We start from the raw sequence: 12920 nt of genomic DNA on the forward strand, positions 1-12920 counted from the left end.
AGAGACCGGGCGGGCGTATCATGTCGGCTCCGCGTCAGGCCGCGTGGGCGGCCGGTGCGGCCAAACATGGGAGGCCTTGAATGACGGCCTATAATATCGTGCGTATGCGGGTGAAACCCGGCTTCGACGACGCGTTTATTGCCCATCACAACGACATGCTGAAATCGGCCGGCGACGAATTCAAATCGGCCGGCATGCGGCGTTTCAGCCTCGTCAAGACGGGCGACCGATCCTACTGCGTGCTGGGCGAGTGGGATGATTTCGACAGCATCGTCAAGGCGCGTCCCGCTATGATCAAGTCACTCGATGGCATGCGGTCCATGCTCGAGGATCTTGGCGACGATCTGGGTTTGACCGATCCCGTTTCGGGCGAAGTCGCCGCCGAGTACGACGTGCGTAAACACTAGCCGAACCGGTCCGGCCGGTCGCCTGCTCGCCGCCTGGCGGGCGGGTGCGTCAGGCCGGCTCGGACTGCGTTCCTTGCTGGGCGATACTTTCGGCCAAGGCTGCGATCTCCGCGGCATGCTTTTCCATGGCCGGATCGATACCATCCATCCAACTGCCGAAGCGCTTGAGCAGGGGCACGAATGCGGCCAGTTCGGCCGGGTCCCACTCTGAGAGAAAGTCGCCCATGATGAGGAACTTGTAGGCCTGCACCGCCCCGACCACCGCGCGCGCGCGTTCGGTGAGCACGATGACGGTGCGCCTCGCATCGGCCTGGCTGACGGCGCGCTGCGCAAAGCCCTGTTCCACCATCTCGCTGACCAGTCGGCTGGCGCGGGAAGGATCAATGTTGAGCCGTTCGGCGACCGTGGCGATCATGGTTTCGCCCTGGCTCTCGCCCGCATCCAGGGACGGCCCTTCGATGGCCGCCAGCACATCGAACTGGGCCAGATCGATGCCCACCTTAAGGTCGACCAGAGCGCGGTGACCCAGTTCCCGGCGCATGGCGCGGCGACGCCATTTCTGCATCAACCCGTCAATATCGAGCACGGCCTCGGCCGTCGCCGGGTCGATGCCGGCCTCGCGCAACATGGCGGCCAGCTCGGTTCCGCTCTTGAAAGGCATGGCAGCCTCCGCATATTTGCATGCTTCCTGCAGATGCATGCTATTGACATGTAATTGCTGTCGGCACATGTATGCCGCCAAGATCGAATTCGCAAGGCCTGGCGCACCCCGCCGGCTCTCTTCGCAAGGAATGCCCCAATGTCCGAACCTGTTCAACCGACCGAAGCGCCGGAGAACCCCTCCGTCGCGCTGGTCATCGGCGCCGTTGCGGTAACCCTGCTGTTGGCCTCGCTGGGCCAGACCATCGTATCGACGGCGCTGCCCTCCATCGTCGGCCAGCTTGGCGGCCTTGATCACCTGACCTGGGTCGTCATTGCCTATCTGCTCAGCTCCACCGTGGTCGCGCCCATCTATGGCAAGCTCGGCGACCTCTACGGCCGCAAGATCGTGCTGCAGGCTGCCATAGTCATCTTCCTGGTCGGCGCCGTGCTGTCGGCCATGGCCAGTTCCATGACTTTCCTGATTTTCGCACGGGCCATTCAGGGCCTGGGCGGGGGTGGTCTCATGGTCGTGGCGATGACCGTGGTGGCCGACATCATCCCCCCGCGCCAGCGCGGCAAGGTGCAGGGCCTGTTCGGCGCGGTCTTTGGCGTTGCTACGGTGGTCGGCCCGCTCCTCGGCGGCTTCATTGTCGAGCACATGTCCTGGCAGTGGATTTTCCTCATCAACCTGCCGCTGGGCGTACTGGCGCTCGCAGTCATCGCGGTGGCGCTCAAGCCACGTGGCGAGCGGGTCAAGCACAGCATCGACTATCCCGGCTTCGTGCTGCTATCGGGCGGATTGACCGCCTTCGTCCTTGCCACCTCGCTCGGTGGCAATACCTGGGGCTGGTTTTCCGTACAGATCATCGGTCTCATCGTCGGTGCGCTGGTCATGCTTGGGGCCTTCCTCTGGACCGAGGCCCGGGCTGCCGAGCCCGTGCTGCCGCTCGCCCTGTTCCGCAACAACACCTTCGCGGTCACCAGCGCCGTGGGTTTCCTCGTCGGCATGGCCATGTTCGGCTCCATCACTTTCCTGCCCATGTTTCTGCAGCTCGCCAAGGGCGTCTCGCCTACCGATTCTGCGCTGCAGCTGGTGCCGATGATGGTGGGTCTGATCGGCGCCTCGATGTCCTCCGGCTTCATCATGACTCGCACCGGCCGCTACAAGGTCCTGCCGCAGGTCTCAACCTTCGGCCTCACGATCGGCCTCTTGCTGCTCGCCACCATGCAGCTCGATACCCCGTCCTGGCAGATCGCGCTCTACATGTTCCTGGTGGGCGCAGGCATCGGCCCGGTCAACAGCGTCAGCGTCACGGCCACCCAGAACGCGGTGCCGCGCAGCGTGGTGGGTGCGGCGACCGCAGGAACGACTTTGTTCCGTCAGATCGGTGGCTCCATAGGCGTCTCCATTTTCGGCGCCATCTTCTCGAGCGGTCTCGCGTCGCGGCTTGGCGATGTCATGCCCACGGGTGGCGGAACCGGCAGCTTCAGCGCCCAGGCTGTATCGGCGCTGCCCGAGCCCGTTCGCAACCTCGTGCTCGAGGCATTCGCCAGCGCCCTCCACCCGGTGTTCTTCACTGCCGCCGCTGCGGCCTTGCTGGCCTTCGGCCTCACCTTCCTGCTCGAGGAACGACCGCTGTCCTCCACGCTGCGCAAGGAGCCTGAAGCCGAGATCGACGCGGAGGAACAGACCACGGCGGCCATGGTTGGCGCACCCGTCACAGCCGGTCGCTGAGGCTTTTCAGCCACAATTGACCGACAAGAATTGAAGTGCCGCCCCGGTCACGCGCTGGGGCGGCCTTTGCTTGTTCGGTCAAGGCAAGTGGCGAAAAATCAATGGCTTGAGGGTTGCAGGAGACTCAATCTGTCAGCCAGTTGATTCATATTCTCAACCGCCAGGCCCGTCCCCTCGCCACCCGACGAGGGCACTGCCCCAGTTTTGGCGAAATTGTGAATGGCCAAATCACTGCGCATGCGTACCTTTGTTTTCACAAGTTTGGTCGAGACCGCGTCACCGGCCCCAGCACCGTGGAGAATAGCAGCGTGCCTTTGCGTTGGCAGGAAGTGGCTTTGCCACTCGTGACGATCACCCTTCTCATCCTTCTCAAGTACATTCCCGCTACTGCCCACTTGCCGCTTTCGCGCGCGGCGGGGGTGGTCGCCTTTGGCTATGCCGCGTTCCTGGCGCTTCGGCTGCTGCAGCCCGAAGATGCAGTAGTGGTCGAAGGGGGCTGGGCGGAGCTGCGCCCATCCATGGTCGAGTATTTTGCCTGCTACGGGGCGGCGGCGCTGGCCGCAATCCTGCTTTTCGCCGTTGTCATCATGGGGCATGTCGCTGACACGACTCAACTGGTCGCCACCTACATCGCCGTACTGCTGCTCTCGGGCGGAGCCCTCGGCATCGGCATGGCGGGCCTGTTTACCCAGACGCGGTGGGATCATCGGCAAGTGACGCATCGTAGCGCCCTGGGACGCGTGGTTGCGCTGGACTGGTCCGAGGTCCGCTCAGTACGGCCCAACTGGCGCGGTGTGACGATTGCCGGCGCATCGGGTCGCATCACCTTCTCGCAGTTCCATGGCGGAGCAGCGCAATTGGCCAAACATGCCACCACCCGCGCCCGTCGCAATGCCGAAACCGCAACCAAGGCGTTTGCCACCTAAACGCGGCCATCATCGCCCCTGATCGGACCCATCACCACAATGCGATTGTCGCGGGGCAGGGGCGGCGATACCCTGTGGGCATGAACGCTCCGCTCGCCCAACGCACCATCCGCTCGGTCTGCCCGCATGACTGTCCCTCGGTCTGCGCGCTCGATGTCGACATCCTGCCCGACGGCAGCGTCGGCCGGGTGCGCGGCGCCAAGGATGATCCCTATACGGCCGGGGTGATCTGCGAGAAGGTGGCGCGCTATGCCGAGCGCATCCACCACCCGGAGCGGCTGCTCCAGCCGATGCGCCGCATTGGCTCCAAGGGGGCAGGGCAGTGGGAAACCATCTCCTGGGACGATGCGCTGGACGAGATCGCCGCGCGCTTCCTCGAGGTCGAGGCCACCCACGGCCCTGAGGCGGTCTGGCCCTATTTCTATGCCGGTACCATGGGCCATGTGCAGCGCGATGGCATCGAACGCCTGCGCGCCGTGCGCGGCTATTCACACCAATATGACACGATCTGCGTGGGTCTCGCCTGGCCTGGCTACATTGCCGGCACCGGCCTTCTGGGCGGCGTCAATCCCGAGCAGATGGCCGAGGCCGATTGCGTGGTCATCTGGGGCACCAATGCGGTGCATACCCAGGTCAATGTGATGACGCACGCGATGAAGGCCCGCAAGACCCGCGGCGCCAAGGTCGTGGTCATCGACATCTATCGCAACGCCACCATGGAACAGGCCGATATGGGCCTGGTTCTGCGTCCCGGCACCGATGGCGCCCTGGCCGTGGCCACCATGCACGTGCTGTTGCGTGACGGCCTCGCCGACCGCGACTACATGGCCCGGCGTACCGATTTCTCGCCCGAGTTCGAAGCCCATCTGGCGACGCGCACACCCGAATGGGCTGCCGAGGTCACGGGCCTTTCGGTGGCCGAGATCGAGGCATTCGCCCATCTGGTAGGAAAGACCCCGCGCAGTTTTTTCCGCCTCGGCTACGGCTTTTCCCGCCAGCGCAACGGCGCCACGGCAGTTCACGCTGCGCTCTGCATCCCCGCGATGACTGGGGCTTGGCAGCATCGCGGCGGCGGCGCCTTCCATTCCAATTCCGGCACCTGGGGTCTCGACAAATCACGCCTCGAGGGCACGCATCTGCAAAAGGGCACGCCGCGCCTGCTCGACATGTCCGAGATCGGCCCCATCCTCACCGGCGACGCAAAAGCGCTGCAGGGCGGCGGGCCGGTGCATGCGATGATCGTTCAGAACACCAATCCGGCCACGGTGGCGCCGCATCAGGCGCTGGTGCGGCAGGGGCTGATGCGTGAGGACCTGTTCCTGGTCGTGCACGAACAGTTCATGACCGAAACGGCCGAACTTGCCGATATCGTGCTGCCGGCCACCATGTTCCTCGAACACAACGATTACTACACCCGCGGCGGCCACACGCGCGTGCTCTACGGTCCGGCGGTGGTCGAGGCCCCGGGCGAGGCGCGTTCCAACCACGAGGTCATCAACGCTATCGCCTTGAGGCTTGGCAGCGACGACCCGGTCTTCCACGCTACCGACCGCGAGGTGGTGGCTGACACCTTTGCCCGCTCGAACTATCCGGCACTCGAAGAGGTCGAAAAGACCGGCTTTGTCGATCGCGAGCGCCCTGACGGGGTCGCCCGCTTCGCCAATGGTTTCGGCTGGCCCGATGGTCGCTTCCGTTTTGCCCCCAACTGGCAGGACGTTGCCGATCGCAAGGGTTATCGCTGGGTCTGCGATCCGGCCGGAATGCCGCGCTTTGCCGATCATTGGGCGATCAACGAGGCCGCGGACGAGACGCATCCGTTCAAGCTGGCCACCAGCCCGGCACGCGCCTTTCTCAACTCGTCCTTCAACCAGACGCCCGGCAGCCTCCGGCGCGAGGGCGAGCCGACTGTCTTCATCCATCCCGAGGATGCGGTCCGGCACGGCATTGCCGATGGCGCCGCCGTCATCATCGGCAATGGTCGCGGTCAGGTCGAACTGACAGCCCGTATCCATGACGGGCTGTGCACCGGCGTGCTCATCGCCGAGGGGCTGCACCGCAACAAGGCGCATCGTGGCGGCAAGGGCATCAACATGCTGACCAGCGCGGTGCCATCACCGCCCTTTGGGGGTGCGCCCTTCCATGACGCGGCGGTGTGGTTGAGGACAGTCTGAGGATAGCGGCTCTATGCGAAATACGCGCCCCAGAAGAAATACCCCGTCATGCCGATGCCATAGACGATCACGCCAATGCGGATCCAATGCGTCGGGATGAATCTGGCCAGCCGGGCCGCGGCATAGCCACCGATGGTGACGCCGACCAGCGCGATCGAGCCGTGATACCAGTCGATTGAACCATTGAGCGCGAAGCGGGCGACCGCCACCACCGCCACGATGGACGAGATATAGAGCTTGAGCCCGTTCATGGCGTGAATGTCGGTCATGCCGGCCATGGCGAGAAAGGCGAGCAGCAAGATGCCGAGCCCGGCATTGAAGAACCCGCCATAGACGCAGACCGCCGCCAGGAGCGCCATCAAGAGCACTGCGCCCAGCGCTTTCATGCCGCGTTTCTCGCCGCTGCGGGCTCGCAGCGCCATGTTGATCCGGTTGCCGAAAACGAACAGCGCGACCGCAAATCCCATGAGCCAGGGCACGACCAGCGAGAACTGCTCGTCGGAAACCACCAGCAGCAGTTCGGCACCCAGATAGCCGAAGACCGCTGACACGAGGCCATAGATCACCAGGCGATCCTTGTAGCCGGCCACCGATTTCCAATAGCCGGCGGCGCCGCTGACATAGCCGGGCAGGGCCGCATAGGTGTTGGAAGCATTGGCCAGCACCGGCGGAACGCCAGAAAACAGCAGCGCCGGAAACACGATGAACGAGCCTCCACCGGCCAGCGAATTGAGTGCGCCACCGACCAGGCCCGCCAACAGCAACAGGATTTCGGTCATCGGTCCCCCGCGATGCGTTTGGCATTGTTCCTAGACCGGCACCGCCCGTCCGCCCAACGCAATTGTCTGATCAGACCATCACCGCATTTGATCGGCGCGCTCTTGACTCGAACGCCTATCGAGCGCATTTACCGCCCCGGTTGCTGGCGCCTGCCGCCCGCGGATCGTAAGATCCTTGGTGAAGTCCAGCCGTTTTGTGAGCCCTTCGGTTGTTTTCTCCCAAGGCGCATCATGGCAATGCGGGCCCCATGCACGAAGTCGCCTCCATGTCTGGAGAGACCCGAACCATGTCTTTTTCTCTCGATACCCCATCCGCCCAGACTCTGAAGTCCGAGGCAAAATCCCTGCGCGAACAGCGCGCCCGATCCGGCCAGCAACTGAGCCACAGCGCCGCGCTTGAAGAAGTGGCGCGCGCCCATGGCTACCGCGACTGGAACACCGCCCGCGCTGCCCTGCCGGACCGGGTGGCCGTGCCCTTCCAGGTCGGCATGCGCGTCAAAGGCCACTATCTTGAGCAGCCCTTCAGGGGATTGCTGATCGGCGTGCAGCTGGCCCACAACATGCAGGCCTATACCGTCACCATCCAGTTCGACGAACCGGTGAATGTGACGCCGACCTTCATGTTCGCCGCGCTGCGCCAGCGGGTGACCGCGACCGTGGATATCCATGGCGTCTCGCCCGCCCTGCGTGGCAATGGCGTGCCGCAGATGCGCTTGATGCGCGAGTGAGCTACTGGACCGAGGCGGCAGGCTCTGCCGCCTCGGCTTCCAGCCGCGCTTCGATTTCTTCCGCCGGCACGCGCGTCCATTCTTCGCCGCGGCACACGACATTGAACAGCACGCAGCCATTGAGGCGCAGCGTGTCCGGGCCGACCATCTCGACATAGCCCGAATAGGTCTTGCCATCCTCGGGATTGTAGATCTCCCCGTCGAAAATGTAGGCCTCTTTACCCGGCCACAGGGTCAGGATCTGTAGCCCCAGCATCGGGCGGTCCCGCAGGGCGGGATCTTCATTGCGATAGTCGAAGAAGTCTTCGGGTGCCATGGCCGCGGCCGCTTCCGCCTCGGCGCCGCTCAGCATGCCCTCGGGCACCACGATGTGCGAAAGATGGCCGCAATAGCCGCCCTCGCATGGGCTGATGGTGATTTCCGATTGCAGCAGCGTGCGCCAGACCCCTTCGATCAGTGCCGGCGATGCCGCATCCTGCGCTGCAACAGTGCCGACCATGCCGGCCAGGAGCGGTGCTGCCAGCCATCCGCGCCATATGTCGATCCTGCCTGTCATTCGTTTCCGCCTCTTGCCTGGTTCCGGCACATCTTGGGAATCGACGCATCCGAAGATTCGGACCCGTCCGCCGCCGCGTCGATCTAAGCCAAGAATGGCCCAGCTTACCAACCAAATTGAGGCGGCGCCGTGCAGTCGGTATCCACATCCGGCCCGCCCCTGCCGCGGCGGGGACAAAAACCGCTTGCCATCCCCGAACGCTCCCGCTAGACCCGACCGCGCCGGAGAGGTGGCCGAGTGGTCGAAGGCACACCCCTGCTAAGGGTGCAGATCGGGAACGGTCTCGAGGGTTCGAATCCCTTCCTCTCCGCCACTTCCCATTCAATACCTGCGTGTCTGCCAGCGCTTGCGACCCTCGCACGGGGCCAATTCTGCGGTGCGTCAGACCGGCTTCACCAAGCCGAGCAAGGCTATCGCGTGGGCTCCCGTCCGGGTCACTGAAGTCGCGCCAGATCGTCATCCGACCACCAGGCGATGATCACCAGCCCGAGATCAATGACGCGCACCTTGCCGGTCCGCTCGGCCCAGCGCATCTGCCAGCGCGGCTTGATCTTAATCACGCCACGGGCGGTTCTGATGGATATCCACGACATCGCCTCGGCTCCCGGTCGCTCTCGACAGGTGCAATTGAAGCAAGTCTGGTTGATCGGCACTACCCGGCCTTGGGTTCTGGCAGCTGTGCAATGGCAGGGCGCAGATGGCCGTCATGGCGGGCCAGCAACGTCTCGGCTTCGGCGGGGGAGCTGACGCCGAGGGCCAGGAGAATGGCCGGCTTTACGGCGCCGCCACTGGCCTTCAGCGCTCTCTCGGCAATAACGCCGTCCACGCCCGCCACGGCCATCACGATGCCCCGCGCCCGGCCGCGCAATTTCTCGTTGTCCGCCACCACATTGACCATGAACCCGTCATGCACATGACCCAGGCGGATCGCCATAAGGGTGGACAGCATGTTGAGTGCGATCTTCTGCGCCGTTCCCGCGCCCATGCGCGTGGACCCGGCGATGACCTCTGGCGGCGTCTCGAGGCAGATGGACACATCGACCCGCTCGAACAGGCTCGCCCCGGCATTGTTGGCGATGCCGATGCTGCGCGCACCGGCCTGCCGGGCGGCATCCACTGCCGCAAGTGGATAGGGCGTATGCCCGCTGGCGGTCACCGCGATGACACAATCCCGCGCGTCCGGTGCAACCGCTTCGAGTGCGGTGCGGGCGGCGTCGCCATCGTCCTCAGGTCCGCCGCGCATGTCGACGAGCGCGTCCTGGCCGCCTGCCAGCAATACGACGATCCGGTCCCGCGCGATGCCGTAGGTGCCCGGCAATTCGAGGGCATCGGCAAGCGCCATCAGGCCGGAACTGCCCGCTGCGGCATAGATCAGCCTGCCACCCTCCCTGATTGTGCGGGCGGCCAAGACCGCGCCTTCGGCAATGGCCGGCGCAGCAGCGCCAACGCATTCGGCTGCCGCCACCTGGCCGCGGGCGAGAAGCGCGAGGATGTCGGCATCGGCCATCAGGTCCAGCCCTGCCGCCTGCGCGTGGCGCCCTTCGGTCTGCTTGTCGGCCATTGGTTCTCCCGCCTGGCAATGATGCCAAAAAAATACCACTTAAGCGTATCAAACGCCCAAGGGATAATTTGCGTTTCGCAAAAGCGCAATATCCACAGCGATATGCGATGTTTGCGCGCAGCTCCACGCAAAGGGGCTTGGTAAATGGTATTTTATTGGTATTATAGGCCGGTGCGGCATCTGCCGTACCTGACCTGCCGTCCCGCGCGAGGGCGGCCTAGGAGCACCAGTGACTGAACAGTCCGGCAATATTTTTGGCGAGGGACCGGTCGTGCTGCCGATTGGTGGCCCGCTCTACCTCCAGCTCAAGCGCTGGATAGAAGATGCCATAACGCGTGGGCTTATCAACCCCGGCGATGCCTTGCCCTCCGAGCGGGACCTGGCGCAACGCGCAGATGTGTCGCGCGTCACCGTTCGCAAGGCTGTGCAGCAGCTGGTGCACGAAGGCGTGCTGGTGCAGCGGCACGGGTCGGGCACGTTCGTCGCGCCCGAAACCCAGCGGGTCGAGCAATCGCTCTCCCAGCTCACCTCCTTCACCGAAGATATGGCGCGCCGTGGCATGGCGGTGCGGGCCGAATGGCTGGAGCGTGGCCTCTATCTGCCGTCGCCGGAGGAAACCATCATCCTCGGGCTCGGCGCCGGCCAGCGCGTGGCCCGCATTTCGCGCCTGCGCCTCACCGGCGACACACCGCTCGCCATAGAGCGCGCGAGCCTGTCTGCCGACATCCTGCCCGAGCCAACCGCCATCAAGGATTCGCTCTACAAGCATCTCGAAGTGTCGGGCACCCGTCCGGTGCGCGCTATCCAGCGCATTCGCGCCGCCAATATCGCCGAGGACGATGCCCACCTCCTACAGATTCCCGTCGGGTCCGCAGGACTGCATATCGAGCGCATTTCCTATCTCGGCACCGGCCGCGTCATCGAATTCACCCGCTCCATCTATCGGGGCGACACCTATGACTTTGTTGCCGAGCTGCGGCTTGGCGATGCCAGCAATGGAGCCCGCAAATCGTGACCGAACAAACTATTATGCGCCAGGAAGTTGATCAGATTCCGCAGGTGGTTGCCGGGTTCCTCAAGGCCTCGGCCGGTTCGCTCGACGATGCAGCGGCGCGCCTGCGCGCCCTTGACCCAGCCCTGGTGGTGACCGTGGCGCGCGGTTCCTCGGACCATGCCTCGGCCTATCTCAAATACGCGATCGAGCTGACCATGGGTGTTCCAGTGGCCTCGGTGGGCCCTTCCATCGCCTCGATCTATGGACGCGACTTAAAGCTCGGCAAGGCTGCGGCCATCGCCGTTTCGCAGTCGGGGAAGAGCCCGGACATCGTCGGCATGGCGCAGTCTGCCCGCCGCAGCGGGGCCACCACGATCGCCATCACCAACACGCCGGACTCGCCGCTGGCCGGCGCCAGTGACGTGACCATCGATCTTCATGCCGGCCTTGAAAAGAGCGTTGCGGCAACCAAGACATTCGTCACCTCCGTCGTCGCGGGCCTTGCGCTCCTGGCGCGCTGGAGCGGCGATGCGGACCTCGGTTGCGCCATCGATGCGCTGCCCGATAGCCTGGCCCAGGCTGTGGCCTGCGACTGGTCCGAGATGATTCCGGCGCTGGACGGACATTCCGCGCTTTATGTGCTGGGCCGTGGTCCGGGCTTTGCCATCGCCAATGAAGCGGCGCTGAAGTTCAAGGAGACCTGCGGCATCCAGGGCGAATCCTACAGTGCCGCCGAGGTGATGCACGGCCCGGTCTCGATCGTGACCCCCGGATATCCGGTACTGGGCCTGGCGGCCCGGGATGCGGCCGAGGCTTCGGTCGCCGACATGGCCCACAAGTTGGCCGGGCAGGGCGCGCGCGCCTTCCTCACCAGCGATCGGGCGGGAGCGGCGACGCGTCTGCCCTTTGCCGCCACGGGCCACCCGATCACCGATCCGCTCGCCCTGATCGTTTCCTTCTACGGCTTCGTGGAGGCGCTGGCGCGCCATCGCGGCCTCAACCCCGATGAGCCGCCAATGCTGCGCAAGGTCACGGAGACGGTATGAGCGACCTTCTCGCCTTTTCCGGCGCGCGCATCTTTGATGGCAATGACTGGCATGACGATGCGGTTCTGCTCGTAGAGTTCGGTTACGTCTCCGGCATCGTTTCGCGCGATGCCGTGCCGGCCCATGCCGAGCACATCGCGCTGGACGGGGGCATGCTGGTGCCCGGCTTTGTGGATCTGCAGGTCAATGGCGGCGGCGGCGTGCTGTTCAACAACGCGCCCACGCTCGAATCCATCCGCACCATCTGCTCGGCGCACGCCCAGTTCGGAACGACGGCGTTGCTGCCGACCCTGATTACCGACACTGCGGCCATCAACGACCTGGCCATCGCCGCGGGCATTGCTGCGGACGCCGAGCGCGTGCCTGGCTTCATCGGCCTTCATCTGGAAGGGCCGCATCTGGCGCTGGCCCGCAAGGGTACCCACGATCCTGCCCTGATCCGTCCGATGGACGACGCCGATCTGGCGCGCCTCACAGCCGCCGCGAAAGCCTTGCCCACCCTGTTGTGTACAGTCGCCGCCGAAACCGTGCCGCCCGACCGGATTGCGGCGCTGGCGGCGGCCGGAGCAATTGTCAGCATTGGGCATTCGGACGCCAGCTATGATCAGGCCATAGCCGCCTTCGATGCCGGCGCCAGCATGGCGACGCACCTGTTCAACGCCATGAGCCAGATGGGCAACCGTGAACCGGGCGTCGTCGGTGCGGTCCTCGCCCGGCCCGAGGTCACCGCCGGGATGATTGCCGACGGCATTCACGTTCACCCCGCCTCGATGGGCGCGGCGCTGCGCGCCAAGCGCGGTCCCGGCCGTATATTCCTGGTGACCGACGCCATGTCCCAGACCGGTACCGACCTCACCAGCTTCGAACTCAATGGCCGCACCATCACCCGTGCCCACGGCGCCCTGCGCCTGGCCGACGGCACGCTGGCCGGGGCAGATCTCGACATGATCGACGCTGTCAATTTCATGATCGACACCATTGGCCTGGAGCCGGACGAGGCCTTCCGCATGGCCTCCCTCTATCCAGCGCAAGCGATTGGCATGGCCGAAACCCTGGGTCACCTGGGCCCCGCTGCAGCGGCCAGCTTCGTACATCTCTCGGACGACCGCCGGGTCCGCTCCACCTGGATCGCTGGCGAAAAGGTGTGGTCGGGGTCGAACTAGCCCCGACCGACGCGGCTCTCTGTTGCCCGGCAGCCCCTCGAGTCCCCGGGTGCCGTCAATGCCCGCCCGGCCCACAATGACGCATCGACCCCACGCGCACGGCCCCACTTCGACAACCTTGCGGACGTCGCGCGGCTGGCCTGCTGGCACATTTGCCCATGCTGCCCTGGTCACGATTGCACCATGGCGCCGCCGCGATTTGGGCAGGAGCC

General features: G+C 64.9%; 13 protein-coding genes and 1 tRNA gene. 9 read left to right on the top strand and 5 right to left on the bottom strand.

Translation table 11 applies throughout. The features are described from left to right. Positions 1–80 precede the first annotated feature (80 nt). Positions 81–407: an antibiotic biosynthesis monooxygenase gene (locus tag K1X15_RS05975; protein ID WP_220306586.1), complete on the top strand. Its 327-nt coding sequence runs from the start codon at positions 81–83 to the stop codon at positions 405–407. A gap of 49 nt (positions 408–456) precedes the next feature. On the opposite strand, the gene K1X15_RS05980 is transcribed toward K1X15_RS05975, so the two are convergent. Further along, positions 457–1068 carry a MarR family winged helix-turn-helix transcriptional regulator gene (locus tag K1X15_RS05980; RefSeq protein WP_220306587.1) on the bottom strand — a complete coding sequence of 204 codons (612 nt, stop codon included), beginning with the start codon at positions 1066–1068 and terminating at the stop codon, positions 457–459. A 138-nt stretch (positions 1069–1206) separates the two neighbouring features. Here K1X15_RS05980 and K1X15_RS05985 point away from each other — a divergent pair, with 138 nt between their 5' ends. From K1X15_RS05985 to K1X15_RS05995, 3 genes are all read left to right on the top strand, one after another. Continuing rightward, positions 1207–2784 carry an MDR family MFS transporter gene (locus K1X15_RS05985; RefSeq protein WP_220306588.1) on the top strand — a complete coding sequence of 526 codons (1578 nt, stop codon included), beginning with the start codon at positions 1207–1209 and terminating at the stop codon, positions 2782–2784. A 344-nt stretch (positions 2785–3128) separates the two neighbouring features. Continuing rightward, complete coding sequence (locus K1X15_RS05990) at positions 3129–3710, top strand: hypothetical protein (RefSeq protein ID WP_220306589.1); 582 nt, start codon at positions 3129–3131, stop codon at positions 3708–3710. A gap of 80 nt (positions 3711–3790) precedes the next feature. Continuing rightward, on the top strand, positions 3791–5881 hold the full coding sequence (locus tag K1X15_RS05995) for a molybdopterin-dependent oxidoreductase (RefSeq protein ID WP_220306590.1): 2091 nt from the start codon (positions 3791–3793) through the stop codon (positions 5879–5881). An 11-nt stretch (positions 5882–5892) separates the two neighbouring features. Here the strand turns inward: K1X15_RS05995 and K1X15_RS06000 are convergent, their stop codons facing one another. Beyond that, positions 5893–6660 carry a sulfite exporter TauE/SafE family protein gene (locus K1X15_RS06000; RefSeq protein WP_220306591.1) on the bottom strand — a complete coding sequence of 256 codons (768 nt, stop codon included), beginning with the start codon at positions 6658–6660 and terminating at the stop codon, positions 5893–5895. 287 nt (positions 6661–6947) lie between these two features. On the opposite strand from K1X15_RS06000, the gene K1X15_RS06005 reads away from it, so the two are divergent. Beyond that, the gene (locus K1X15_RS06005; RefSeq protein WP_220306592.1) at positions 6948–7388 is read left to right on the top strand and encodes a glyoxalase superfamily protein; all 441 of its coding nucleotides are present in this window, start codon (positions 6948–6950) and stop codon (positions 7386–7388) included. Position 7389: 1 nt separating this feature from the next. Here the strand turns inward: K1X15_RS06005 and K1X15_RS06010 are convergent, their stop codons facing one another. Continuing rightward, a complete protein-coding gene (locus K1X15_RS06010; protein ID WP_220306593.1) occupies positions 7390–7944 on the bottom strand; it encodes a DUF2147 domain-containing protein in 555 nt (184 codons plus the stop codon). Positions 7945–8167: 223 nt separating this feature from the next. Here K1X15_RS06010 and K1X15_RS06015 point away from each other — a divergent pair. Next, positions 8168–8257 (top strand) — tRNA-Ser (locus K1X15_RS06015). A gap of 121 nt (positions 8258–8378) precedes the next feature. On the opposite strand, the gene K1X15_RS06020 is transcribed toward K1X15_RS06015, so the two are convergent. Beyond that, a complete protein-coding gene (locus K1X15_RS06020; protein WP_220306594.1) occupies positions 8379–8537 on the bottom strand; it encodes a hypothetical protein in 159 nt (52 codons plus the stop codon). A gap of 59 nt (positions 8538–8596) precedes the next feature. After that, entirely contained in the window at positions 8597–9505 is a 909-nt protein-coding gene (locus K1X15_RS06025; RefSeq protein WP_220306595.1) for an N-acetylmuramic acid 6-phosphate etherase, read from the bottom strand. A gap of 229 nt (positions 9506–9734) precedes the next feature. On the opposite strand from K1X15_RS06025, the gene K1X15_RS06030 reads away from it, so the two are divergent. From K1X15_RS06030 to nagA, 3 genes are read left to right on the top strand one after another with little or no spacing between them, the layout of a single operon-like run. Next, positions 9735–10520: a GntR family transcriptional regulator gene (locus tag K1X15_RS06030; RefSeq protein WP_220306596.1), complete on the top strand. Its 786-nt coding sequence runs from the start codon at positions 9735–9737 to the stop codon at positions 10518–10520. Between the two features lie 14 nt (positions 10521–10534). Further along, positions 10535–11545: an SIS domain-containing protein gene (locus K1X15_RS06035; protein WP_220307453.1), complete on the top strand. Its 1011-nt coding sequence runs from the start codon at positions 10535–10537 to the stop codon at positions 11543–11545. After that, positions 11542–12708 (top strand): N-acetylglucosamine-6-phosphate deacetylase, encoded by a 1167-nt coding sequence (gene nagA, locus K1X15_RS06040; protein ID WP_220306597.1) that lies wholly within the window; start codon positions 11542–11544, stop codon positions 12706–12708. Before K1X15_RS06035 ends, nagA begins: the two co-directional genes overlap by 4 nt. Positions 12709–12920 lie beyond the last annotated feature (212 nt).

Source organism: Devosia salina, from assembly GCF_019504385.1.
GTDB classification, from domain to species: Bacteria; Pseudomonadota; Alphaproteobacteria; order Rhizobiales; family Devosiaceae; genus Devosia; species Devosia salina.

Bases quoted from the DNA above. Each gene is read 5' to 3' on its own strand.
- nagA (WP_220306597.1), top strand. From the start codon at position 11,542: ATGAGCGACCTTCTCGCCTTTTCCGGCGCGCGCATCTTTGATGGCAAT.
- K1X15_RS06000 (WP_220306591.1), bottom strand. From the start codon at position 6,660: ATGACCGAAATCCTGTTGCTGTTGGCGGGCCTGGTCGGTGGCGCACTC.
- K1X15_RS06010 (WP_220306593.1), bottom strand. From the start codon at position 7,944: ATGACAGGCAGGATCGACATATGGCGCGGATGGCTGGCAGCACCGCTC.
- K1X15_RS05985 (WP_220306588.1), top strand. From the start codon at position 1,207: ATGTCCGAACCTGTTCAACCGACCGAAGCGCCGGAGAACCCCTCCGTC.
- K1X15_RS05995 (WP_220306590.1), top strand. From the start codon at position 3,791: ATGAACGCTCCGCTCGCCCAACGCACCATCCGCTCGGTCTGCCCGCAT.
- K1X15_RS05980 (WP_220306587.1), bottom strand. From the start codon at position 1,068: ATGCCTTTCAAGAGCGGAACCGAGCTGGCCGCCATGTTGCGCGAGGCC.
- K1X15_RS06005 (WP_220306592.1), top strand. From the start codon at position 6,948: ATGTCTTTTTCTCTCGATACCCCATCCGCCCAGACTCTGAAGTCCGAG.
- K1X15_RS06020 (WP_220306594.1), bottom strand. From the start codon at position 8,537: ATGTCGTGGATATCCATCAGAACCGCCCGTGGCGTGATTAAGATCAAG.
- K1X15_RS06035 (WP_220307453.1), top strand. From the start codon at position 10,535: ATGCGCCAGGAAGTTGATCAGATTCCGCAGGTGGTTGCCGGGTTCCTC.
- K1X15_RS05975 (WP_220306586.1), top strand. From the start codon at position 81: ATGACGGCCTATAATATCGTGCGTATGCGGGTGAAACCCGGCTTCGAC.
- K1X15_RS06025 (WP_220306595.1), bottom strand. From the start codon at position 9,505: ATGGCCGACAAGCAGACCGAAGGGCGCCACGCGCAGGCGGCAGGGCTG.